Raw genomic sequence first — 22,677 nt, forward strand, 5'->3', positions numbered from 1 at the left:
CAAATGGACAGCGCGACCGATGATCGACGAAATTGATTACTTCCCACGAAGGGATGGAAAAAATAAGAAGAAAGCCCCCGACAATGAATGGGGCGAATTGAAAAAACAAAAAACCGCAAGGCAGGTTGAAAAAAACGCCAGGGATAAAGCCCCGGCAGACTCCAAAGCGTCTGGTGATAAATAGACGGACGGAAGAAAACCGATTTGAAGTGATTGGGAGCGAATTTCCCGTCGATTATTATTTTATTATTAACTCAGTTATTGATAATAACAACCATCAAAAAAGGAGACTGACCGTGACGGTTGTCCTCAAAAATATACGACTCCTGTTCTGCGTTTGTCTGTTGGCGTCGCTAATCGTTCCTTCATCCGCGTTTGCCACTATCGCGAAAGTTCTCGCCGAGGCGGACCTGGATTACGCTCAGGGAAGAAACGCCCAGGCGGAAGAAAAGTATTCCGCTATTCTGGAAAAAGACCCCGACAATTATCGCGTCATCCGCGCGCTCGCCGAGGTGAAAATCAATCTTGGAAAGTATGAGGATGCGGAGAGTTTGCTGTCCCGGGTTCTGAAAATGGAAGTTTCGATGGGACGCAATGTTCTGGTCTATCTTGAAGATGATTCGGAGCCGCTCAAGGCGGAACTGGTCGATGAGACGGTGATCCTGAAGGAAGACACCAAGAACAATATGCGCAATTATCTCGAACCCGCCAGCGACGAGCCGGTGCCTCACTATCGTCTTTTCTTCTTCGATTCCGGAAAGATGGAACTGGTCCCCAAGACGCGGGCTTACGTGAAATATGTCGGCGTGCCGCGTTCCACTTTGGTGATGGTTCAGGAGCGTCACGCGGAAGTGATGAACAAGCTGATCGATTCAAAAGGCTCCAAAGGTCCCGGCGAAATGATCTCGCTTCCAGGCGGCTGTTACATGATGGGCAACGATAAGGGAACGCCGATCGAACAACCGGCTCATGAAGTCTGCTTGTCTCCCTTCAAAATGGATAAATATGAAGTGACGCAACGCGATTTTCAAGCGGTGATGACGCACAATCCAGCGCGTTTCAAGGGCGCCGATCTGCCGGTGGAGAGCGTCACTTTCGACGAGGCGCATGATTACTGTAAAAAGCAGGGCAAACGTCTCCCCACCGAAGCGGAATGGGAATCTGCGGCGCGCGCCGGAACCACAAGCCTGTATTACTGGGGCGATGAATTCGATCCGAGTATGGGAAATTTTTGCGACAAGGATTGTGATTTAAACGATCATTCGGATGTGTCCGACGGTTTCCAGCACACGGCGCCGGTGGGTTCCTACAAACCGAATCCTGCAGGTTTGTACGACATGGCGGGCAACGTCAGCGAATGGGTTTCGGACTGGATGGAAAATAATTACTATGTGAAAAGTCCGAAAGACAATCCAAAAGGGCCGGAGCGAATGGATGAAAAAATCATGCGCGGCGGCACCAACACGAAAGTGTTTCGCGGCGGTTCCTGGGACACCAATCCCTACAACATGCAGTCGGCGGCGCGAAAAAGCATGTGGATCGATTACCGGGTGGAAAGTCTGGGTTTTCGTTGCGCTTCCAATTGATTTCGGTTGCCGGACATGGGGAGGGCTTCAAGCCCTCTCCGTGTCTCGCAACTCAGATTTAACAATTTTCCCGGCGGCGTTTTTAGGCAGGGCTTCATAGAATTCGATTTGGTCGGGAACCATATAGGCGGCCAGATTTTTGCGGCAGAATTCTTTCAGTTCCTGAACCGTCGCCGAACATTCCGGTTTCAATGAAAGACATAATTTGACGCGCTCTCCCACGCGCTCATCTGCAACGCCGACAGCCGCGGCTTCCCGCACGGCGGGATGGTTGAGGACAGCGTTCTCAATCGCCAGCGGCGATACATTCTCTCCTGCTCGAATGATTAAATCCTTGATGCGTCCCGCTGAAATATACAAGCGTCCCTGATCGTCGAGATGACCGAGGTCTCCGGTCTTCAACCAGCCGTCGGGTGAAATGGCGGCCTGCGTTTCCTGAGGCAATTGCCAGTAACCCTGCATGACCGTCTTGCCCTTGACGCAAATTTCTCCAATGTCGTTTGCGGGTAGCGAGTCGCCGTTTTCGCCAACGATCTTTGCCTCAACGTTGGGAAGGATCGGCCCGACTGAACCGGGCACGTTGCCTTCGGCAAATTTATTGACCGCGATGACGGGCGAGGTTTCGGTCAAGCCGTAACCCTCAACGACTGCGACGCGAAGAGAATCCTCCACTTTTTTCAACAAGACCTGGGGCAGGGCGGCTCCGCCTGAAATGCAGTATCGCAGGGAAGAGACGTCGTAACCGCCGCGCTCGTACAATTCCACGAGAAAGGAGTAAATCGTCGGCGCCAGCGGCAGAATGGTGGCCCGATGCTCGGCGATTTGCGCGAGGATGGATTTGGGCGCAAACTGCCGGATGAGAATCAGCGTGCCTCCCGCCTTCAAGACCACCCAGGCCATCATATTTCCAAATGAATGGAAGAGGGGCAGGGCGACGATGACCCGGTCCTGTTTCGTGAAGGTCAGGTGCTGAAGCACGCCTTCCGCATTCGTTTCGAATTGATCTTCGTTGAGCATGACGCCCTTGGGGCGGGCGGTGGTGCCAGAGGTGTACATGATGACGTCGGGAACGCCGTCGCGGCGTTCGAGTCGGGGCGGCGGTTCTTGCAATCCCTTGCCAGAGTCAAGAAATGCGCTGTAGGTTTGAGAATTGGGAACTGCAATCTCTTCCGGGGGCGCGCCCGCCAGAATCTTATGCTCGAATAAATCCAGAAAGGGCTTGGTTTCGGCGCGAATGAACACGCCGTCCACGAGCAGGATGTTGATGCCTGAATCCTTGGCGATATAGAACAGCGTTTCAGGAGTCATCATGGCGTTGAGCGGTACCAGCGGCAGGCCAAGGGTCAGGGCCGCGATATGTCCGACCAGAAATTCCGACTGGTTCACGCAGAGAATTCCCAGTTTGCTTTCAGCGTTGAGGTTCAGTTTTTTCAAGGCTTGGCAGAAATTCAGAATATCCTGCCTGAACTCCTGATAGGTAATGCTTCGGTCGCCGTCGATCAAGGCGATGCGATCCGGGTCTTCTGTGGCGACGGCGTTGATATGTTGATACAGGAATTGGCTCATGTGTTTCCTCGCTGACGTTCATTTTTTAGAAAATTATATATGAAAAAGGACGCGAAATACGACACTTTCCTTTTTTATTCGATGCGCTTACACTGAATACATCCCTAGTTGTGATGAAAATTGATGATGCGCGTTTTTCCAGCGCTTTTGGGAAATATTCAGAGAAAGCTCTAATGCTCTGAATGCTGAAAGCCGATAAAAAAGGGAATAACCTCTAAACAAGAGGGTTTAGAATCTTCAAATCATCGAGGTCCGGGTAATGAACAAAACGGTATGGTTTCAGCGGATTTTCATTTTTGCTCTTGTCATTGGAATTTTCGGCGGAACGGCGGTTTATGCTGAAGGCGTTAAGGATTCGCATGTCAGCGGGGTTGCGGCATTGGGCGGCATTGCTCATCCTGCGGTTGCGGTTCCGCATATCAGCGGCGCGAGCACTCCGATAGCCGCCGCGCGTACAAACTCTGTTGTGATTGGAGATGTTGGACAATCGACGAAGCCGGAGAAGACGAAAACAGCGGTTTCTGTTCAGCCAAAGGCGACGGAAAAGAGCAAGAACGCTCCTTCTCCAAAAGCCGCGGCCCCCAAGGTTAAAGTTCGTGAAGGTGTTCAAAGCGCGCGCAATTCATTTTCCAGCCGCAAAGCCTGTTGGGCGCAATGCGAGAGTCAGTACAAAACAAATGTGGCTGAGTCTTGCTCTGACTTGAACAGCGTTTTGCGTAAAAAATGCCGCGTCAATTTTTTTGAAGAACGTTTGATGTGCGTGCGCAATACCTGCAAGAATCCCTGAACAAGAGGCGTCGTCTTTTATCGGCCTGCGTTCCAGCGCGCATAAAAGCCGTTGGGCAATGCGGGGCCATTGGAGCAGGGGATGTACATCTCTCCCGATTCGCAAGGCGCTTTTCCCGGCGCCAGCAAATACTGCTCGATGAGATTTTTTAAGGTGATGCCGGAAAAGCCCGGCGTGTGAGTCGTCAGCAGAATCAGGGCCGGCTCGTCGGATAGGATATCGCGGCAGGCGGTCATCAATTCCGGCAGAGCATTTTCGATTTTCCACACCTCCCCTTTGGGGCCTCTTCCAAACGAGGGCGGGTCCATGATGATCCCGTCGTAGCTTCGCTCCCTTCGCTTCTCCCGATTTAAAAACTTAACCGCGTCATCCACGATCCAGCGCACCGGTTTGTCCTGCATCCCGGAATGTTCGAAATTGGAACGCGCCCAGGACACGGAAGTTTTTGAGGCGTCCAGATGCGTGACCTGCGCGCCTTGCGCGGCGACCATCAAGGTGGAAGCTCCGGTGTAACCGAACAGATTCAGTAGGTTCAAAGATTCCGCTTTCGATTCGCTGACGCTCTGCGCGAGCCATTCCCATTGGAAGGCCTGTTCGGGAAACAATCCAAAATGACCAAAGGGCGTGGGGTTCACCCAGAAGGTGTGGTCTTTGTAACGGACCGGCCATCCATCGGCGGGGAGTTTTGTCTTGAATTTCCATTCCCCACTGGCGGCTTTTTTGCTTTGTTTGAGGTGCTGGAATGTTCCGGCGACGTCCTGCCACTGGCCCGGTTCAAGCGATTGCGGCCAGACGGCCTGGGGAGCGGGGCGGACAAAGCGAAACGGGCCGAAACGCTCAAGTTTTTTGAAGTCCCCGCAGTCGAGCAGTTCGTAGTCAAAAAATGCTTTAAAATCAATGTCTTTCATTGGTGGGGAAACTCATGAATGTGTTTGAATATGCCGATGGGTTATAGCATAATGCTATCTATACAATCAGTTAAATTTGTCAAAAAGGATTATAGCAAAATTCTCTGCTCCAGGTTTTCTTCAGCGGCAGGCTTTGCCCTGCTGACCCTGCTGTCTTTCACCACATCGTGTTCTCAAACTACGCCGGAAGAAAGTAGTCAGTCGAGCGAATCTTTTTCGCTTCCCGTTCAGATCGGTCGCGTTTCCTATCTCGATGTCGCGGATGAAGTGCGCGCTATCGGGAATTTCGAAGCGGTGCAGGTGACGATGATCTCTTCCGAAGTGGAAGGGCGCGTGACCCGTTTCCCTGTGGACGAGGGCGCTCCCGTGAAACGGGGCGATCTTCTGGTTCAGATTGACACTCAGGAATACCAGCATCAGACCGCGCGCTTGCAGGCGGAACTGGTGAGCGCGGCGAAGGAGTTAGAGAAACTGGAAAAGGGTTTGCGTCCTGAAGAAATCCTGCAATTGGAGGCGTCGGTCAAGGTTGCGCAGAGCGCTTTGGACTTGGCCCGAAAGGATTATCAACGCGTACTCGAATTGTTTGAGAAAAAAGTAGAATCCCAGTCCGCTCTGGATCGGGAGACCGACCGCTTGCGTCAGGCCGAGGAAGCCCTGAGCGCGAGCGAGGCGATCCGCGACGCGGGCCTGAAATCGCGCAAGGAAGATATTCAGGCGGCGCGTTTACGCGCCGAAGCGACGCGCAGAGAACTGGAAACAGCGCAATTGAATTTCAAACGCACTACGCTGACCGCGCCTTACGATGGCTTTGTCGGTCTGACTTACGCGGAGCGCGGCAGTTATGTGAACGTTGGCGACACCTTGATGGATTTGATTGGAACCGACCGCTTGAAAGCGGTGGTCGAGATTCCTCAGGCTTATCGTGACCGGCTGACGGAATTGAAGTCGGTTCGCTTTTACGCCAACGCCCTGGACTTTGAATTTGAGAAAAACGTTCGCGCGCAGGACATTCGAATCGTTCCCGACTCAAGTATTTATTCAGGCGGCGTTCAACTGCATATCGATTTGCAGGATGCGCCGCCGGAATTGTTTCATGGCCTGGCCATGGAGAGCTTGCTTCGTTTTGGCGGTCGCGTCGGCGTCTTGCATGTGCCGGAAGCGTCGCTGGTGAGCACGCAACAGGGCAATGTCGTTTATATCAAGAAAGAAGATCAGGCGCATATGGTGCCGGTGCTGGCAGGTAAGAAGCGCGATGGGATGGTAGAGGTGAAAGACCCGAGCGGGACCCTCAATTCTGAAGCCGAGTTGATTTTAAAAGGCTCCGGCGCGGTATTTCCGGGAGCGCGGGTGCATCCGATCAAGCCCGTGGGCGGGCAGGAGCGGCCCATGCAGTCTGCGCAACAAACTACAAAGAAAAGTAAACCGGAAGAAGCGCAATGAAACTGATCGATCAATCCATACGAAATTATCACACCGTCACAGTGATGGTCATTCTGGTCGCAGTGGTTGGATATGTGTGCTTTGAAAGTCTGCCGCGACAGCTCACCCCGACGGTTGACAAGCCGATCATTGAAGTCAAGACGGAGTATCGAGGCCTGTCGCCCAACGAGGTCGAGAGGAACATCACCCGTCGTCTGGAAGAGCAACTGGAGTCGGTCGAAGGTTTGAAGAAAATGACTTCCAGTAGCCAGCACGGTTTGAGTACGATCAATCTCGAATTCGACTGGGGCATCGACAAGAACATCGCCATGATCGATGTGAACAACAAGCTCCAGCAGGTGAAAGACCTTCCCGTATTGTCCGACAAGCCGACCTTGAAGTCAGTGTCGTCGGATAACTCCAATCCGATCATGTGGATCATTTTCGACAAGCCCGATCCCAAAATGCCGAGCATGGATCAGAATAAAATGTTCCAGATCGGCGAGGATATCGTGGTTCAGCATTTGTTGCGCATCAGCGGCGTGGCCGACGTCTGGCATTTTGGCGGTGAAGAACGCGAGATGCGGGTGGAGTTCAATCCCTACGATATGGCGCGTCTGCACCTGACCTACAGGGAAGTGATCGACAAATTGTCGAAGGAAAATCAAAACACGCGCGCGGGATTTCACGACGAAACGAATCGGGAATACACGGTGCGCGCTCTGGGCGAATTCACCCAGGCAGAAGAAATTCTCAATACGGTCATCAAACGCGATGGAGAAAAAACTATCCGCGTGAGAGATTTTGCCGAGGTGGTGGACGGTTTTCAGAGAACGAGTTCGCTGGTGCGAATCGACGGCAAGTTGTCGAACGCCTTTGGAATCATCCGCAAAGCCGGGGCCAATGTGGTCGAGACCTGTAACCTGGCGGCTGAAGGCGTCGAGGCCTTGAATCACGAGCTGTTGAGCCGTGGCATTCCGTTGAAGCTGGTCGTCGTTTACAAGGACGTCGATTATATCGACGAGGCCATGCGTTTGGTGAAATCCAATCTGGGAATGGGTTCCCTCCTTGCTGTGCTGGCCTTACTGTTGTTTCTCGGATCGGGCCGTTCGGTTCTCATCGTCGCTCTGAGCATCCCCGTCAGTCTGATTGCCGTATTCATCGTTTTAAAATTACTGGGCCGGACCATCAACGTGATTTCCCTTGCCGGCATGGCGTTTGCCGTCGGTATGGTGGTGGACAATTCGATTGTAGTTCTGGAAAACATTTACCGGCATCTGACGATGCGCAAGGGCGTGTTCAAGGCCGCGTATGACGGAACGACGGAAGTCTGGGGCGCGGTGCTGGCTTCGACATTGACGACGCTGGCGGTATTTGTGCCAATCATTTTTATTGAGGAAGAAGCGGGGCAGATGTTCAAGGACATCGCCATCACCATCAGCGCCAGCATTGCATTGTCTCTACTGGTATCGATCACAGTGATCCCGACCTTGACCACGCTCTTGATCCGACTGAAACCGGGCGAAGAATACAAACCGGGATTGTTTCATCGCACCGTGTTCCGCCCTCTGGTGTCGGTCGGCGGCGTGGTAGCCAGAGCCTATTCTGCGGTTATGGCTCGCTTGCTGGCCCGGTCGGCGCTAGGGTTTTTCGGCAAGCTGGGCATCGTCGGAGGCGTGGGCGCCTTGATGTGGTGGAGCGTGACGATCTTGCCAGAAAAGGATTATCTCCCTTACGGCAATTCCAATATGGTTTTCATGCTCATCGAACCGGTTGCAGGAACGCCTGCGGAAGAGAACATGCGATTTTTCGCCGACTATGAAAAAGAGATCGTCGCTATGGACGATGTGGAGCACAATTTTCTGGTTTTTTCGCAACGTTTCAACGGCGGCGGTTCGATCATAGATCCTGAACTGGCTGGTGGACAAAGAGGGGAAGTGAAAATGGCGCTCAAGGCGGGCGAAATGGGGGGCCGGATTTTCACGATTCCGGGTTACCGCTTCGCCTTTGCTCTGCAACGCCCAATTTTCCGGTCCGCTGATAAAACCTTTCAGGTGGAAATCACCGGTCCTGATATATTCAAATTAAAAAATATCGCCCTGCAAATGATGCCGCAACTGTCGGCGCTTCCCGGCGTTCATTCCGTCCGCCCGGAATTCAAGTTTGGCAACCCCGAGCTTCGCTTTATCCCGAAGCGCGAGCAGGCGGCCCGGTTGAATATGAGCATGCAGGAGATCGGCGATATCATCGAATCCCTGAACGCCGGGAAATACCTTGGCGAATTCAACGATCAGGGCGAGCCGATCGATTTTGTTTTTGTGCAGAAAAAAAGCGATGCGCGGTTGGGATTGAACGATTACGACACGCTCCCTGTGTGGACGGACAGCGAGAAGATGACGCACCTTGGGCAATTGGCGAATGTTGAAGTTAAGGCGGGACCGTCTCGCATCGACCATATTGAAAAAGAGCGCGCGATGGTGTTGAAGGTTCAGGTCAAAAAAGATTATCCGATGCAGAATGTGATCGACGCTGTGGGCGCTAAGGTATTGACGCCTATGCAACGCACGCTGGAACAGGATTATGGTCTGGGCGTCGGCGGCTCTGCGGATGAGTTGGCCTCGACGGAGCGGTCCCTGCTTGGAAGTTTTGTCTACGCGGTGGGATTCATTTATCTGCTTTTGGTGTCGTTGTTTTCATCGTTCCTTCGACCGATCATCGTCATGCTGACGGTCGCTTTGGCGGTGACGGGTTCGTTCCTCGGCATCGTCGGCAACAACGAACTGCAACGCCATTTCATTCTGAAAATTCTCAACGAATGGAATGTTCCCAACGCGGAGTCGATGGCGGCGGACTGGAACTGGATCACCTTTGATATTCTGACGCAGTTGGGAATCGTGATTCTGGCGGGTATCGTCGTGAACAACGCGATTTTGATCGTTCACCAAATGTTGAATAACATCAAGTCGGGGATGGAAGAGCGCGAGGCATTGCTGGAGTCGTGTCAAACCCGCCTTCGCCCTATCATGATGACGGTTATTTCCAGCGTGTTTGGCATGATCCCGCTCGCCTTCGGCGAAGGAGCGGGCGCTGAACTCTATCGCGGCATGGGCACCGCATTGATCGGGGGCTTGAGTATCTCTGCGGTGTTTACTTTATTTCTGGTGCCCGCCCTGATGTCCCTGTTGATGGATCTGGGTTTTCATACCCGTAAGGAAGATCTGGTGCGGGACTCGTTGGCGAACCCGGAAGCGTTACCGCCTGATTCCAGGCCGGCTTGATTCAAGCCGGACCCCGCATCCTACTGCCGGGGATTTAAACATTCCTTGCCGAGTTCCTTGTCCTTCTCACTGCAAGAGACGCAAATTTTTTCAAGTTTGGTATCGCCAATATTGGAACACATTCCCGGATCGCTTTGCACAACCGCCGTGCAAAAATTCATCATGTCGCGGTCTTTCTGGTATTGCATCAAGGAACAGTAGTAGATGCTGTGGTCTTTGTGCTGATAACGATTTTGGGGGTTCTTGATTGGGTGCAAGGCCAGGCAAAGGTTTTTTTCGAGGGGATTCGTGATCGCGGTGCACATGGACACGTCCGCGACTTCCTCAGCGCCCGCTTGGGGAAGGGAAATAAAGCCTGCCAAGAACATCACGCCTAAAGCCGAAATAACTTTATTCATTGATTCCTCCTTGTGTCTATTGGCTTTTCTCAATCTAATCTGAACGGCGATATTTAATCATAAAAAATGAAAAATGGACAGTTAAAACCCGAAGCCATGCGCCCAAGCCTTGATCTAGCGGGGTTTCACAAGGGGTTAAAAGTAAAATTATAAGGATAAAATCTCCTGTGGCGTCAATGGAAATCGCCGCTTGACGACGGTTGAACCGTGTTACACTATTTGATATAGACAATTTTACCATCGGTTTGTTGGAGGGTCTGTGATGTATCGCGACAATTTCCAACCAGGCTCCATCAATCAGTCATGCAAGGGCGTTGAAGGTTTTACCACCCGGATTTTTGGCGGTCACACGCTTCCTGCTCTGTTTTCTTTTCTGTTTTCCATTCCTGAAAAATTACTCGCCGCTTTATTCATAATCGTTTTATTTCATACCCCCGCCGAAAGTCTGGAGCGGGTGGTTGTGCTGGAAATTTTCGGCCCCATCAATCCTGTGGTGGCGGCGTTTGTCGTCGAGGGGATTCAACAAGCCAACGACGATGGCGAAAGTCTGGTTGTGTTGCAGATGGACACGCCAGGCGGACTGGACACGTCCATGCGGGAAATCATCAAGGCGATTCTCAACTCACAGGTTCCCGTTGCGACTTACGTTTCGCCTTCGGGTTCGCGCGCGGCTTCGGCGGGGGCGTTCATCGCGATCGCGTCGCATGTGGCGGCGATGGCTCCCGGCGCCAGCATCGGCGCGGCGCATCCGGTGAACATGATGGGCGGCGACGGCGGCGACAAGGTCATGCAGAGCAAAATTGAAAACGATGCGGCGGCTTACATCCGTTCGCTGGCGGAACATCACGGACGCAACGCGGACTGGGCGGAAAGCGCGGTGCGTCAAAGCGCGTCGTTGTCGGCGGTGGATGCTGAGAAGCAGAATGTGATCGATCTGGTGGCGGGGAATCTGGATGCGTTGCTACTGGCGATCGACGGGCGATTGGTGAAAATCGGATCGATGGAGAAGACGCTCAACACGCGCGGCGAAGTGATTTTTCTGGAACTGAATAAACGCCAGCAGATTTTGGACGCGATCTCCAATCCCAACGTGGTTTATATTTTGATGATGCTGGGCATGGTGGGCCTGTATTTTGAATTGTCCAATCCCGGCCTCATCCTGCCAGGATCGGTGGGCGGCGTCAGTCTGATCCTCGCCTTGTACGGCATGCAAACGCTTCCTATTGAATACGCGGGCCTGCTCCTGATCGTTCTCGGCATGGTGTTCTTCATCGTTGAGTTGAGCGTGGCAAGTTCCGGCCTGCTGGCCATAGGCGGGACCATCTCCATTTATTTCGGCTCGATCATGTTGATCGATTCCGACGACCCTTCCATGCAAATATCAAAGACCGTGCTGTATCCAACGCTCGCGCTGTGCGTACTTTTGTCGATTGGCATTCTCTATCTGGCGGAGCGGGCGAGGGAATTGAAGGCGGTCAGCGGTCTGGAGGGCATGCTGGGCTCTGTCGGCGCGGCGCGCACGGAGGTGAACCCGACGGGAACGGTGATGGTGCACGGAGAAGTATGGAATGCCGTGAGCGACGAGCGAATTGAAAAAGGCGAATCGGTTACGATTGAAGCGGTGGACGGTTTGAAGTTGAAGGTTCGAAAAACCTGAAAGGAGCGGTTATGGACAGTGTGTTGGCAGGTCTGATATTGGCGGCGGCGCTGTTGTTCAGCGCCTTCAAAATTTTGAGAGAGTACGAACGCGGCGTTATTTTCATGCTGGGTCGGTTCTGGAAAGTCAAGGGACCGGGCTTGATCATTCTGATTCCGGGCGTCCAGAAAATGGTCAAGGTGAGTCTGCGTACGGTGGTGATGGACGTGCCGCCGCAGGACATCATCACCAAAGACAACGTGACGGTGAAGGTCAACGCGGTGGTGTACTTTCGCGCCCTCGATCCGAAAAAAGCGATCATCGAAGTGGAAGATTATCTCTACGCGACCTCGCAATTATCGCAGACCACTCTGCGTAGTATTCTGGGCCAGAGCAGTCTGGACGATCTGCTGTCGAACCGGGAAGAGATCAACAACCACCTGCAACGAGTCATCGACGAGCAGACCGAGCCCTGGGGCATCAAGGTCGCCAACGTGGAAATCAAGAACGTCGATCTTCCTCAGGAAATGCAACGCGCCCTGGCCAAACAGGCGGAGGCGGAACGCGAGCGACGCGCCAAAGTCATCAACGCCTTGGGCGAATTCGAAGCGGCGCAGAAAACCGGCGAGGCGGCGGACATCATCGGCGCGCACCCTCCGGCCCTGCAATTGCGCTACCTGCAAACGCTGGTGGACCTTGCGGGCGACAGGAACAGCACGACGATTTTCCCGTTCCCCATTGAACTGCTCGACGTGTTCAAGAAAAACGCTCCCGATTCGAAATAGGGGCTAGATATTATTTTATCAGGATGAGTTCTGCTATGGATAAGGCAAGCCTCGCAGAGGCGTTAAAAGCGCACCGGGTCTGGTTCGATTCGCTCGGTCATGAAGGAACGCAAGCTGTGTTCAACGGCAAGGATTTGTCGGGCGCGGACTTTTCCGAGGCCTTGCTGGTGGAGGCGCAGTTTCAGGGGGCCCTGTTGTGTGGCGCCAACTTTGCGGGCGCTGATCTGCGCGGCGCGAATTTTCAGGACGCCAATCTCGAAGGCGCCCTGTTCTTCGATAGTAATCTGGAAGAAGCGGACCTGATGTGGTCCGTTGCCAAAAAAGCGCGATGGAAGGGAGCAAAATTCAACGGAACCTATCTGCAGGGCGCCGACCTGCGCGAGGCGGCGGACTTGCAGTATGAACAGCTTGCCAAGGCGATGCTGGATGAAGACACGCACCTGCCCGCCGATATTCTCATAGACGATCTCAAACGAGAAGATCCCCCCGACCCAATCACTTCCTGATTTTTTCCCGCTGATCCCAGAAGGGCCAGCCCTTCGGCTCGGGCGCCTGCACAAGGATTTCCTTTTTGTCGATAGGATGCGAAAACTCCAGCCGACTGGCATAGAGCGCGATGCCGCCTTTAGGCAGGCTCCATTGCGCGCGGTATTTGCTATCGCCCAATAGCGGATGACCGCTGAACGATAACTGCGCGCGGATCTGATGAAAACGCCCAGTCTTCAAAGCGATCTCCAGTACCGAGGCATTCCCCTCCAGCGATTCGATGACGCGGTAGTCCAGTTCGGAGCGTTTCGCCTCGGGCGCGGGATTGGGGAAGACCGTCGCTTTCAGACTGCGCTCCTTGCGCAGGTAATGCACCAGCGTTGCCTGCTCCGGCTCGACGATTCCCTCGGCAACGGCGCAATAGAATTTTTTGATCGTATGATCGCGGAACTGTTGCGACAAACGCGATGCCGCCTTGGAGGTGCGCGCGAACAGAACCACGCCCGGCACCTGCCGGTCCAGCCGATGCAGGAGGCCGAGGAAGACCTCGCCGGGCTTGTTGAACTCGCGCCTCAACCAGTCCCTCGAAAGATCGAGCAGAGACGGTTCGCCGGAGCGGTCGCCCTGAATGAGAAGGCCCGCCGGTTTTTCCACCGCGAGCAAATGGTTGTCGATGTAGAGAATGTTGAGCGGCGTCAATCCTTGCTCTGTTCCTTAGCCAGCGACTTGGCGGATATCGGGTCGACAATGCCGCCGGAGATCACGTACTTCACGCCTTCCTCGATGGACATGCTCAGCTCTGTCAGTTCTCCGGGCGGAGAAAAAATCAAAAAGCCGGAAGTGGGGTTCGGCGTCGTCGGCACAAACACGTTGTAAGCCTGGAAGTCCGTCTTCTTCTGAATCTCGCCGCGCGTTTTCCCCGTCACAAAGCCCAGCGCGTAAGCGCCCTTGCGCGGGAACTCGATCAGCACCACCTTGTTGAACGATTGCCCGTCCACCGAGGCGAAGGAAGTCACGATCTGTTTGGTGCCGGAGTAAATGCGGCGCACGAAAGGAATCTTCTCGACGATCTTCTCGCCGATCTGCACCAGCTTGTTGCCGAAAATATTCGTCGCAAAAGCCCCGACCAGAAAGATGATGGTCAAGGTCACCGCCACGCCGAGGAAAGGAATGCGATAGCCCTCCGGGATGGGCGCGCCCATCTCGATCAGCAGATTGGTGAAGGTCGGCGACAAGGCGTCCAGATTCTTGAACAAGAACTTCAGGATGAAGATCGTCAAGGCGATCGGGAGCGTGATGAGCAGACCCGCAATGAAAATATTGCGCAAGCGTTTTTGTAATCGACCGAACATGAAACGTATCTTTATATAAAGGCCAGAAAGGAAGAACAGGCAGACGACAAGACTGTCGAAAGCCTTGAAAATACTATATAATAGGAAGAAAGGCTAAAACAAGGGGCAAAAGACAGCCGCGCCAGGCGCGCCTCTGGAATTCCCTTGACAGAAGCTGTAAAATCATTAAGATCAAGACCTCATTCGAGGGACCGCTATACGCGTAGCGGGGCTGTGGCGCAGTTGGGAGCGCGCTTGAATGGCATTCAAGAGGTCAGGGGTTCGACTCCCCTCAGCTCCATTGTTACGTAAGGGGTTAGCCGATTTGGCTAGCCCCTTTTGCTTTGAAAACTGTAGCCAATTGTAGCCAAATACCCCAAAACTGGCGACTCTGTAACCAAAGCTCATTTTGTTCCCGTCCGAGCCTTGGCAAAATTCAACGCTTCGATGGCTTTGCGCTTCGTTTCTGGACTCAGATGCGCATAACGTTGCGTTGTGCTGATGTCTTCATGCCCCGCCAATGCGGCAACCACATGCAGAGGTTGACCTGCTTGAACCAGTCGAGAGCAGAAGTCGTGACGAAGATCATGGAAACGAAAATCCTGTAGCCCGATTCGTTTGCATAACCTTCTGAACGCCAGCCCCACCCAATCCTTGTGAATCGCTTTCCCATCGACGATGAACACACGATCCATTTTCAGATCACGAACCTTGTTCCATTTCGTGAGTTCTGCATGAGCGGCATCAGTGAGAGGAATCCAGACGGGTTTCCCGTTCTTGGTCTTCTCAATTTCAATGAAGCCCTCAAAGAGATTTGTCTGGCTCCATGTCAGGTTGCATACGTTGGAGAGACGCAATCCCGTTTCCCTTGCGACGATGACCACGGAGCGGAGCCAGTCGTTTTCCTTCAGGGAATCAAAGAGTAGCGTTTCCTCTTCCGGTTTCAGGTAGCGCACCCGCTTGCGGTCGCCAGTGGGAAGTTGAACTTTTACAAATGGGGTTTCCTTTAACAAATCCCATTTCTTGACTGCCAGCGAATAGGCATGGCGCATCAGGTTCAACTCATGATGGATGGTGACGGGCGATCGTCCATCAGCAAGCCGCTTCTCAACATAGCCCTCAATCAAAGAAGGGGTGATCTCCGTCAGGAATCGATCTCCGAAATAAGCGATTAAAACATTGCCCATGTACTTATCGGTTTGGCACGACTCCGGTTTCTTGTGAAAGCGGGCGTGCCGTTCCTGATAGATGTCGAGAAGGTGGCTTAGCGTCAGGTGTTCGCCTTGCTGTTTGTCAAAGAACTTCCCTTCGAAAATCTCGCAACGAATCTTTGCTTCAATGGCCTTTGCCATTTTTCGATTTGTTCCCAGACTTTGATAGAAGGGTTTTTGCCCCGGCTGGGTGATCTTGCACCAATAAACATTTCCCCGTTTATACATAGCAACTCCTGTTCAAACGGGCGTCTCTTGGCCGCTATCGCCTAAATTATGTCTCAGGCTGTAACGCTTGCCAATGATTTTTTTGGCTTCCCTTGACGAGCTAGCAGGCTTTATTTTTTTATCCTTCAGAAAGCCATTGATCTCATGAATATTAAAGCGGAGCGCGCCGTTGATCTTGTAGGCGGGAATTTTTCCGCTCTCTACCCATGAGTAAAGCGTTTTGGCTTTGATAGAGAGATAGTGAGCCAGTTCCTTGACTGAATAAAATTGTTTCATTTTAAATGTCTCCCTCTTCCTCAGCTTTTTCCATGAGATGGCTAAATATAAAATGGGTGGTTTGATTCTCTATGCAGAGTTCAGGCGGTACTTCATCCCTGCATCCAAACTCTTTGTAAAGCAAACAATCTTCACAACAGGCCCCCTGATTAGGCCCGTAGAATTCAGGCGCGAATAATTTGAACCATAGTTTTTTATTGATGCCGCGCGCTAATTTTTTCATCATCTTGTTTAAATACTTCTGGTCTTTATTCATGAAAATCTCCTTAGAGTTAAAAAGGAATGTCCTCATCAGGCGCTTGTTCTCCTGAATCAAACCATTGGTTGATACCGTTTAGAAAAGTCTGGCGAATCATTTGTTTCATGGTGTCCGCTTTGAACTGTTCCAGAGGCTTGCGGAACTCCCGACGGGTGTTTCTCAGAAGCATTTGCAAACCGCCGGCAGAGGAAATATTTTGATCGTCTTCAAAATCGTAGAATTCCAGGCGGTCGAAATAGGAAACGAGGCTGGCAGGGGATTGCGCCAACTCGTTCAGACTCAGGCCGGGACGTTTAATCATGATCTCGAAGCGGGTGAGTTCTTTTTCAGAATCGACAATCGTTTGTTCCCATTCCGTCAATTCCCGGTCCTGTTTCAATCGGGCCTTCAGTTCTTTTGTTTTGGAATAAATACGGACTTTGGGATTACTGCCCATGTAGATTGAGCTTTTGAAAATATTCAGGCTGTCCCGCCGTAGCCCCTTGATGAACAGGCGAGCTTGCACAACGTCGAGGGGAAGGTTTTCGATATCGGCTTTAACGTCTATACGGCTTATGTGAAAACGATTGAGGCCTATGTCATGGTTGTGAGGGAAATAGTTCTGTAGCGCGCTTAAGAGAGCGTTGAACGAGGGGAAATGCTTGGGGCTGAAATCTATCTTGGTATAAGCAATCCGGCTATTGCCTTCCGGGCCGAATTTGTGAGGGTGCCACATGATTTGGCAGTGACCCAGATCACAGAAGTATCTATATAATTTATCCCGTCCAGATACATAGACAGAGCCAATTTCTTCGAGCAGTTGCGAGTCGATAGACTCATAGATAGTTAAATTTAATTTATCCAAACCCATGCTAACTTTTCCTTACTGTACGTTTAGGTCGGTTATTACCCTATACCGACCTCCGGGGCCATCAGCGCGCTTGCGCGCGCCTTAAGGCCCGCCGGGCCGATGAGAAATAAAAAAAGCCACTGACGAAAACTCGTCAATGGCGACAGTATGGAGAATGGGTCGAATTATTTTTAGGACATGAAATTACATTTTTGTGTCCCCCTAAGATTTCTTTGTAGGCTGGTCCCTTTTTCGAAGTTTCAGACGTTTGATTTCTGTGTAGAGAGAGCCGGGATCATCACTCCCGTAGATACCTAGTGATTTAATATAATCAAACAATTCACTATTCTTGAGATTCTTTAAGCCCAGTTCCCAGCCAAGCACAAGGACGCAGGTCAGTTGCACATTCCGCTTTGACGAAACCAAGGCATCTTTGCTAAGAGCCTTGGACAGTTTTTTGAGATATGCCAAATCACCAGACATTTGTGCTTTGCGAATTTCTTTGGCAGACCATTCTGCGGTAATCAGGGACTTGTCTATTTGAATTAATTTTAGAATGGAATCACGGTCTCCATTTTTTGCCTTACTAAAAAGAACGTCCATTCGTTGCCCGTGGATGGCAGGGCAGAGTAAATAGGCGAGTAGTGTGAAAATGTTTAAAAAGTCATCGATACTCATATCCTGAGCAATTTTCTGAGAGATTTTCTCTTTCCCAACAGGATCATTTTTATAAATATCGAGCAACTCTTTACTTAAGGAATGAACGTCATGATCGCCTTTCGAATGAGTAGAATGTTTGTCTGTAAAGTGGGCGGTAGGAAATTGAAGAATTACAGGCGAAATATATTGAGCTAATTGAGACTCATATTTTAAAAACCATTCTGGACAATTCTCAGCCTGATATTTGCTCAACAGGGGTTCTTCAAGCATTAACGATCCACCTTCATGAATCTTGAATGCGTCGCATAGCAAAAGTATGTTGAGCAAAAGACTGTGTAGTCCATAAGGGATAGGTATCATTTTAAAACTAGTAAGGTTCCTTTGGATTAAAAAACAAACGAAAAACCATTTGTTTTATGATTTTGATCATAAATTTTCATTTCCAGATCAGCTTTGGGCATCCATATACGACCGATTTCTACTGCAACTGAACAGGGAACGGCTGGGAACAAATGTATCTCATCATTTTGTTCATGGTACGCTTTGATTTCATTTAATAGCTTCCGAAATGTTTCTCGAAACATTTTTAATTGTTCTCTACTTTTTAGAAAATCATTATAAGGAGATTCAATGGTAAGAGTCCAGATGGACACGTCATCACCCAAAACAGAAATTATGCGGGAATTGTCGATTGTCGCACTTAAGGACATATTAAGAGCCACCTTGTTCTTTTTGAATTTGGGTTTGTTCAAAATAAATTGAAATTCTTCCGGATGAGGTTGCCATTTCCAATCGGGAGGCTCCCGATGCAGTTGAAACACATCGGCAGCAGGTATATCTGAAAGCAAACGACCCATTTCTATTAATAAAGGCTGGGGGGCAAGTGCAAACACAGAAAGGTGTCTTATTTCACCCGTTGTGAATCTGGGTTTTATTTTTTCTGTGACCTGCCTTTTCAGGTTCTCCCGTTCTATTTCCCAAAAGCCTTCTTCGTGATCCTGAAATGAACTGTTTTTCATGCCAAGTTCAAAAGGGGAAGAATCTGCAGGATAGTGATGAGGAAGCATTGCTTGAGCGGTGTTTTTCCAACTTAAAGGTGCTTGATGCTGACCAATATTCGCCCCATATATAAGCAAATGACTTTCTTTTTCCTCATTGAGAGAAGTTACTAGCTCTATCCGGCTCTCATGCCTGCTCTTCATATTCTGAAGACGCTCAACAGAATGTTCTTCGACAGCCTCTTTATCAATCAATCTATGATGCTGGTCACACATCAGCATAAGGTTGGAAATATCCGCTTTTAGTTTCTCAGACAATTCAGGATGTCCTCTTGGTCCATCAGGTTTGTCCGCAATGATGTGTGCAATATAGGCAACATTAAACTCAGATTTGGTAAGAGAATCTAACCAAAGAGGTATATTACAACCTTCATATTGGCATCGTCCAGCCGCCCTACCCCAAAGCCGAACTTTTATTTTTTCAGGAATATAAGAAACAGACATAGGTGCTTTTTGTATTCAAAAATTTTAGGAAGCTTTCTTTTGGCGGTGGACCCTAGAGACTCCCTTTTTGACCATCATTTTCTTCTTTTTAGAAAATTTATCGATCACCCTTAGCATTTTTTTACTTTTTAAACATTCAGGCAAACTTTCTTTATTATTGTACAAAAGCTTAATAATATCCAAAAAATCAAAAAAAAATCCTTCTTGGCTTCTATGCTTCTTTATTTGCAAAAGAACAGGCCCATGGCATTTTCGAAGTTGTAAATCACTTCCACATGGACAATTAAGATGTCCCCTGTAATTTCCCTCCACAAGAACTTTTATTAAACAAAGGGCTTTTAGGTCTGTATCAACATCTAGAATATCCCTGTACTGTTCTAATACTCCAGCTACTCCATGAGAACGTTCCCCAAAGGGCATATCTCCATTTTTTTCCCAGCAACAAAATGAGTACAAGTATGGAACAACAAATTTTTCAACAAACCCAACCAGAGATTTGTCCTTAGAGAACTTCAATCGAACTTCCAAAGGAGCGGCCAAACAAAGAAAATCATCCTGAATTTTATGAAAATCCTTTGGAATTCGATTGAGTAATTCACGTACTTTTGGGGGAGATTCTGGATAGTCCTCAGGAATGACAATTTCAATCTCGAAGCAATCCTTTATTGAATTCCCACCAATTTCCACATAAAATCCTAAAGGACCACGAATGGCAAATGGATTTTCCTTTTGAGAAATTAAACTAAGATTTTTATAAATCTTTTTGAGATCAGCAAACTGTTCTTCCACAAGGGATCTCAAATCATCTTTCATTTAAACCCCATGGCTGACTTGGATTCTTGATTTCAATCCGTGGATGATCGTCATCTGCCCCTGACGTTACATTTGAAGCTGAAGCTACTAACAAACCTTTTGAAGCCTTTTGCACAAGGTCTTTTCCTAATATGGGCTGGAGGGCTTCGCATACGTCTTCCAATTCATACTGATCTAATATTTCGATCAAATCTTCTTGAACCCAAGCCACCCACCGGAAAAATGCTTTTGCTTTTCTGTGGTTATTTTCATGCCATCGATCAGCAAAATTTTCATTGGGATTTACAGGATTGGGGATATACCATTCCTCATCAGATTTCCTGTTGATAACACTTTTCCCGGCATACGACTCTTTAAACTCATACCAACCTGGGTTGACAAGTTTGGAATGTTCCAATAATTGGCCAACAATACCTTTCAATGCTGACAGAATATCTGGTTCCTGATTATAAAGTTCAGCGGAAAGGGTCGTAATAATCATTGAAATGGGTTTGTCTTCTTCAAGATCATGCTCTGAAAACCGTTGGTCCCGATGGCGTTTTAATATTTGAATTGCTCCTTGAAGGGGAGTTTTTACCAACTGATCAGGAACCTTGTCTACTTGAGCAAATACTGACTTATTTTCCATAAAAATACGGTTTTTTTCAGAGAATTGGATCAATTCAAAAGTAGGTCGATTTTTCTCATCGAACCAATCAGCGTAGCCGTTCGGGTCGCTTGTAGACCACTCATAAGAACCAGCATCCTTCTTATCTGTTATTGCTATAGCGTTACACGATAGATATTGTTGGTCTGGTTCTGGCACAGATGGAAGAACATCCAAATGGAAGCCAACTCCATCCTCTTCGGAATAATTCAACGTCCAGCATCTACGACCCTCCTCATCTAGCATATCTTTATAGGTTTCGTGTTCTTTTAGACGTGATCCTGCCGATAATTTGATTTCGCCAGGAGTCGTTTGTCTTTTATTCGTTTGAAGTTCACAAACTAAATCGATATCATAATCTGATTCCTTGCCTTCTTTTAATGGCCTTATAACAGTGCCTAGTCGAAACGAACCTTGTGGATAAATATGTGGGACATCTTGCGGGTTTCTGTAGGTTCCTTTCTCAAGCCAGTTTCCTACAGCGGTATATCTATCAACCGCTTGCTGATATTTGCTTGGTGAAATGTCTAATTCTCTTTGAATATTTTTAAATAGTTGGTTGTGATCAGTTTGAAGTTCCGTTGTCATAAAAATTCTTTTCCTTTAACTTTAAGAGGCGCGTTTCTTTCCACCTACAATTTTTATTTTTTTTGTACGCATAAAAAAGGCCGCACTACTTCCAAAGAAATAGACGGCCGTACGTTATTTTATTCATAGAGGACTCCTGTTTTAGTTTTTATTGACACAGGACGTCCGTTTTACTATTATCTGCGTGTCTATAGGAGGACGGACATCCAAGTTTTTTACCGGTCTCCACGAAAGCGGCGAGCGCCAACTCGCCGCTTTTTTTCCGGTGTTTGAAATAGTTTCTATACTCGTTTACTGCATGCTCACTTCAAATTACCCCAATCCCTCTTTACTGAATGTAATTTAGGTATTTCCAATATTCTGAAAAGATACAAGATATTGGGGGTCGAATTAGGATAATATCGACATGTGGTGTTGTCAAGTTCCTCTGTCCAATATTTTTCGAGAAAAGTATAATTTCTTGAAAAATAAAGAGTTATTTGTCTCATTTTTTGATTTTTTTCAATCATTTCCTGCTAAATTCCTCATTCCTTTGAAGGTTGGTTATATTTGACGTTGCCTTCAATTGGTATTCCGGTCTCATCATTGGTTAGTCGATGCAATCATGTATGGAAATGGACCCTTATTGTTTTATAATGTCGGCAACTCCGAAGTTGTCAGCAAAATAGTTAATCAATGGATCAGTGGAATTGAGACTGTAGCCAAATTGTAGCCAAGGTCCTCAGAAAGGGCCGAAAACGAGGGTAAAATACAGAATTTAGGTTGTGCTGGAAGGAAATTGATAGCGGCGCAAAAGACCCCGTTTCGATTGAAAATTAAAGTTAAACTGAATGCCATGAGCCTCTTTTTTTGAAGAGGCTTTTTTCATTGGCGTCAAATGGCATTCAAGAGGTCAGGGGTTCGACTCCCCTCAGCTCCACCAGCGTGCCGCTGGACCCGGTGTTTATTCGCCGAGTTCAGCGGCTTTTTTTATTGGTTTTGTCAATCTGTATCAATTTTAGAATGGAATCGCGATTCCCATTTTTTGCTTGGATAAATAGAACGTCCATGCGCTGTCCATGAATGGCAGGGCAAAGCAAATAGGTGAGTAGTGTGAAAAAGTTTAAAAAGTGATCGATACTCATATCCTGAGCAATTTTCTGAGAGATTTTCTCTTTCTCAACAGGATCATTTTTATAGATATCGAGCAACTCTTTGCTCAAGGAATGAACATCATTATCGTCTCTGGGATGAGTAGAATGTTTGTCTGCAAGGTGGGCACTAGGGAATTGGATAATTTTCTTTGAGTTATCTTGATCTAATTGGGAGTTATAATTTAAAATCCATGAAGGATAGCCCGCTTCATGATAACTGTTCAGCATGGAGTCACCAAGCATTAACGACCCCCCTTCATGAATCTTTAATACGGTGCATAGAGTTACCACATTATTAATGAATTGTTTAATTTCGTTTGAAAGTTGTGTGGATTTGGAGGAAATGCTTCAT

General features: G+C 49.1%; 21 protein-coding genes and 1 tRNA gene. 8 read left to right on the forward strand and 14 right to left on the reverse strand.

The annotated features are described in order from the left end of the window. The first annotated feature begins 296 nt into the window (after positions 1 to 296). The gene (locus tag G3M78_08135; GenBank protein QPJ65360.1) at positions 297 to 1,586 is read left to right on the forward strand and encodes an SUMF1/EgtB/PvdO family nonheme iron enzyme; all 1,290 of its coding nucleotides are present in this window, start codon (positions 297 to 299) and stop codon (positions 1,584 to 1,586) included. Positions 1,587 to 1,613: 27 nt separating this feature from the next. Here G3M78_08135 and G3M78_08140 read toward each other — a convergent pair whose 3' ends face one another. After that, positions 1,614 to 3,152: an AMP-binding protein gene (locus G3M78_08140; GenBank protein ID QPJ65361.1), complete on the reverse strand. Its 1,539-nt coding sequence runs from the start codon at positions 3,150 to 3,152 to the stop codon at positions 1,614 to 1,616. 259 nt (positions 3,153 to 3,411) lie between these two features. Here G3M78_08140 and G3M78_08145 point away from each other — a divergent pair, with 259 nt between their 5' ends. Further along, complete coding sequence (locus tag G3M78_08145) at positions 3,412 to 3,939, forward strand: hypothetical protein (GenBank protein ID QPJ65362.1); 528 nt, start codon at positions 3,412 to 3,414, stop codon at positions 3,937 to 3,939. 17 nt (positions 3,940 to 3,956) lie between these two features. On the opposite strand, the gene G3M78_08150 is transcribed toward G3M78_08145, so the two are convergent. Next, entirely contained in the window at positions 3,957 to 4,847 is an 891-nt protein-coding gene (locus tag G3M78_08150; GenBank protein QPJ65363.1) for a hypothetical protein, read from the reverse strand. A 51-nt stretch (positions 4,848 to 4,898) separates the two neighbouring features. Between G3M78_08150 and G3M78_08155 the strand changes: the two genes are divergently transcribed. Together G3M78_08155 and G3M78_08160 are read left to right on the forward strand one after the other, a co-directional pair. Next, positions 4,899 to 6,287 (forward strand): biotin/lipoyl-binding protein, encoded by a 1,389-nt coding sequence (locus G3M78_08155; GenBank protein QPJ65364.1) that lies wholly within the window; start codon positions 4,899 to 4,901, stop codon positions 6,285 to 6,287. Next, entirely contained in the window at positions 6,284 to 9,544 is a 3,261-nt protein-coding gene (locus G3M78_08160; protein QPJ65365.1) for an efflux RND transporter permease subunit, read from the forward strand. Before G3M78_08155 ends, G3M78_08160 begins: the two co-directional genes overlap by 4 nt. 20 nt (positions 9,545 to 9,564) lie before the next feature. On the opposite strand, the gene G3M78_08165 is transcribed toward G3M78_08160, so the two are convergent. Next, positions 9,565 to 9,942 (reverse strand): hypothetical protein, encoded by a 378-nt coding sequence (locus G3M78_08165; protein ID QPJ65366.1) that lies wholly within the window; start codon positions 9,940 to 9,942, stop codon positions 9,565 to 9,567. A gap of 262 nt (positions 9,943 to 10,204) precedes the next feature. Here G3M78_08165 and G3M78_08170 point away from each other — a divergent pair, with 262 nt between their 5' ends. From G3M78_08170 to G3M78_08180, 3 genes are read left to right on the forward strand one after another with little or no spacing between them, the layout of a single operon-like run. After that, positions 10,205 to 11,599, forward strand: coding sequence for a nodulation protein NfeD (locus G3M78_08170; GenBank protein ID QPJ65367.1), 1,395 nt, complete (start codon positions 10,205 to 10,207; stop codon positions 11,597 to 11,599). 11 nt (positions 11,600 to 11,610) lie between these two features. Beyond that, on the forward strand, positions 11,611 to 12,363 hold the full coding sequence (locus tag G3M78_08175; GenBank protein QPJ65368.1) for a slipin family protein: 753 nt from the start codon (positions 11,611 to 11,613) through the stop codon (positions 12,361 to 12,363). Between the two features lie 35 nt (positions 12,364 to 12,398). Continuing rightward, positions 12,399 to 12,869, forward strand: coding sequence for a pentapeptide repeat-containing protein (locus G3M78_08180; GenBank protein QPJ65369.1), 471 nt, complete (start codon positions 12,399 to 12,401; stop codon positions 12,867 to 12,869). Here G3M78_08180 and G3M78_08185 read toward each other — a convergent pair. Next, positions 12,859 to 13,548 (reverse strand): RNA pseudouridine synthase, encoded by a 690-nt coding sequence (locus G3M78_08185; protein QPJ65370.1) that lies wholly within the window; start codon positions 13,546 to 13,548, stop codon positions 12,859 to 12,861. The two genes, G3M78_08180 and G3M78_08185, sit on opposite strands and share 11 nt — an antisense overlap. After that, complete coding sequence (locus G3M78_08190; GenBank protein ID QPJ65371.1) at positions 13,545 to 14,201, reverse strand: DUF502 domain-containing protein; 657 nt, start codon at positions 14,199 to 14,201, stop codon at positions 13,545 to 13,547. Before G3M78_08190 ends, G3M78_08185 begins: the two co-directional genes overlap by 4 nt. 207 nt (positions 14,202 to 14,408) lie before the next feature. On the opposite strand from G3M78_08190, the gene G3M78_08195 reads away from it, so the two are divergent. Then, positions 14,409 to 14,481: transfer RNA gene (locus G3M78_08195), tRNA-Ala, on the forward strand. A 103-nt stretch (positions 14,482 to 14,584) separates the two neighbouring features. Here the strand turns inward: G3M78_08195 and G3M78_08200 are convergent. The 9 genes from G3M78_08200 to G3M78_08240 form a co-directional block, all read right to left on the reverse strand. Then, a complete protein-coding gene (locus G3M78_08200; GenBank protein QPJ65372.1) occupies positions 14,585 to 15,619 on the reverse strand; it encodes a tyrosine-type recombinase/integrase in 1,035 nt (344 codons plus the stop codon). A 12-nt stretch (positions 15,620 to 15,631) separates the two neighbouring features. After that, positions 15,632 to 15,895 carry a helix-turn-helix domain-containing protein gene (locus tag G3M78_08205; protein QPJ65373.1) on the reverse strand — a complete coding sequence of 88 codons (264 nt, stop codon included), beginning with the start codon at positions 15,893 to 15,895 and terminating at the stop codon, positions 15,632 to 15,634. A gap of 1 nt (position 15,896) precedes the next feature. Beyond that, positions 15,897 to 16,151 (reverse strand): hypothetical protein, encoded by a 255-nt coding sequence (locus G3M78_08210; protein QPJ65374.1) that lies wholly within the window; start codon positions 16,149 to 16,151, stop codon positions 15,897 to 15,899. A 16-nt stretch (positions 16,152 to 16,167) separates the two neighbouring features. Continuing rightward, the gene (locus G3M78_08215) at positions 16,168 to 17,004 is read right to left on the reverse strand and encodes a hypothetical protein (GenBank protein ID QPJ65375.1); all 837 of its coding nucleotides are present in this window, start codon (positions 17,002 to 17,004) and stop codon (positions 16,168 to 16,170) included. A 201-nt stretch (positions 17,005 to 17,205) separates the two neighbouring features. Then, the gene (locus tag G3M78_08220; protein ID QPJ65376.1) at positions 17,206 to 17,913 is read right to left on the reverse strand and encodes a hypothetical protein; all 708 of its coding nucleotides are present in this window, start codon (positions 17,911 to 17,913) and stop codon (positions 17,206 to 17,208) included. A gap of 116 nt (positions 17,914 to 18,029) precedes the next feature. Beyond that, positions 18,030 to 19,145, reverse strand: a complete 1,116-nt coding sequence (locus G3M78_08225) for an SAVED domain-containing protein (GenBank protein QPJ65377.1) — start codon at positions 19,143 to 19,145, stop codon at positions 18,030 to 18,032. 24 nt (positions 19,146 to 19,169) lie between these two features. Then, positions 19,170 to 19,958 carry a hypothetical protein gene (locus tag G3M78_08230; protein QPJ65378.1) on the reverse strand — a complete coding sequence of 263 codons (789 nt, stop codon included), beginning with the start codon at positions 19,956 to 19,958 and terminating at the stop codon, positions 19,170 to 19,172. After that, positions 19,948 to 21,192, reverse strand: coding sequence for a nucleotidyltransferase (locus G3M78_08235; GenBank protein QPJ65379.1), 1,245 nt, complete (start codon positions 21,190 to 21,192; stop codon positions 19,948 to 19,950). Before G3M78_08235 ends, G3M78_08230 begins: the two co-directional genes overlap by 11 nt. A 956-nt stretch (positions 21,193 to 22,148) precedes the next feature. Next, positions 22,149 to 22,568 (reverse strand): hypothetical protein, encoded by a 420-nt coding sequence (locus tag G3M78_08240; protein QPJ65380.1) that lies wholly within the window; start codon positions 22,566 to 22,568, stop codon positions 22,149 to 22,151. Between the last annotated feature and the right edge of the window lie 109 nt (positions 22,569 to 22,677).

It is taken from the genome of Candidatus Nitrohelix vancouverensis, assembly GCA_015698305.1.
Classification (GTDB): domain Bacteria; phylum Nitrospinota; class Nitrospinia; order Nitrospinales; family VA-1; genus Nitrohelix; species Nitrohelix vancouverensis.

Bases quoted from the DNA above. Each gene is read 5' to 3' on its own strand.
- G3M78_08165 (QPJ65366.1), bottom strand. From the start codon at position 9,942: ATGAATAAAGTTATTTCGGCTTTAGGCGTGATGTTCTTGGCAGGCTTT.
- G3M78_08200 (QPJ65372.1), bottom strand. From the start codon at position 15,619: ATGTATAAACGGGGAAATGTTTATTGGTGCAAGATCACCCAGCCGGGG.
- G3M78_08170 (QPJ65367.1), top strand. From the start codon at position 10,205: ATGTATCGCGACAATTTCCAACCAGGCTCCATCAATCAGTCATGCAAG.
- G3M78_08220 (QPJ65376.1), bottom strand. From the start codon at position 17,913: ATGCTTGAAGAACCCCTGTTGAGCAAATATCAGGCTGAGAATTGTCCA.
- G3M78_08210 (QPJ65374.1), bottom strand. From the start codon at position 16,151: ATGAATAAAGACCAGAAGTATTTAAACAAGATGATGAAAAAATTAGCG.
- G3M78_08155 (QPJ65364.1), top strand. From the start codon at position 4,899: ATGCTATCTATACAATCAGTTAAATTTGTCAAAAAGGATTATAGCAAA.
- G3M78_08205 (QPJ65373.1), bottom strand. From the start codon at position 15,895: ATGAAACAATTTTATTCAGTCAAGGAACTGGCTCACTATCTCTCTATC.
- G3M78_08150 (QPJ65363.1), bottom strand. From the start codon at position 4,847: ATGAAAGACATTGATTTTAAAGCATTTTTTGACTACGAACTGCTCGAC.
- G3M78_08190 (QPJ65371.1), bottom strand. From the start codon at position 14,201: ATGTTCGGTCGATTACAAAAACGCTTGCGCAATATTTTCATTGCGGGT.
- G3M78_08240 (QPJ65380.1), bottom strand. From the start codon at position 22,568: ATGCTTGGTGACTCCATGCTGAACAGTTATCATGAAGCGGGCTATCCT.
- G3M78_08215 (QPJ65375.1), bottom strand. From the start codon at position 17,004: ATGGGTTTGGATAAATTAAATTTAACTATCTATGAGTCTATCGACTCG.
- G3M78_08235 (QPJ65379.1), bottom strand. From the start codon at position 21,192: ATGACAACGGAACTTCAAACTGATCACAACCAACTATTTAAAAATATT.
- G3M78_08230 (QPJ65378.1), bottom strand. From the start codon at position 19,958: ATGAAAGATGATTTGAGATCCCTTGTGGAAGAACAGTTTGCTGATCTC.
- G3M78_08140 (QPJ65361.1), bottom strand. From the start codon at position 3,152: ATGAGCCAATTCCTGTATCAACATATCAACGCCGTCGCCACAGAAGAC.
- G3M78_08160 (QPJ65365.1), top strand. From the start codon at position 6,284: ATGAAACTGATCGATCAATCCATACGAAATTATCACACCGTCACAGTG.
- G3M78_08145 (QPJ65362.1), top strand. From the start codon at position 3,412: ATGAACAAAACGGTATGGTTTCAGCGGATTTTCATTTTTGCTCTTGTC.
- G3M78_08180 (QPJ65369.1), top strand. From the start codon at position 12,399: ATGGATAAGGCAAGCCTCGCAGAGGCGTTAAAAGCGCACCGGGTCTGG.
- G3M78_08175 (QPJ65368.1), top strand. From the start codon at position 11,611: ATGGACAGTGTGTTGGCAGGTCTGATATTGGCGGCGGCGCTGTTGTTC.
- G3M78_08225 (QPJ65377.1), bottom strand. From the start codon at position 19,145: ATGTCTGTTTCTTATATTCCTGAAAAAATAAAAGTTCGGCTTTGGGGT.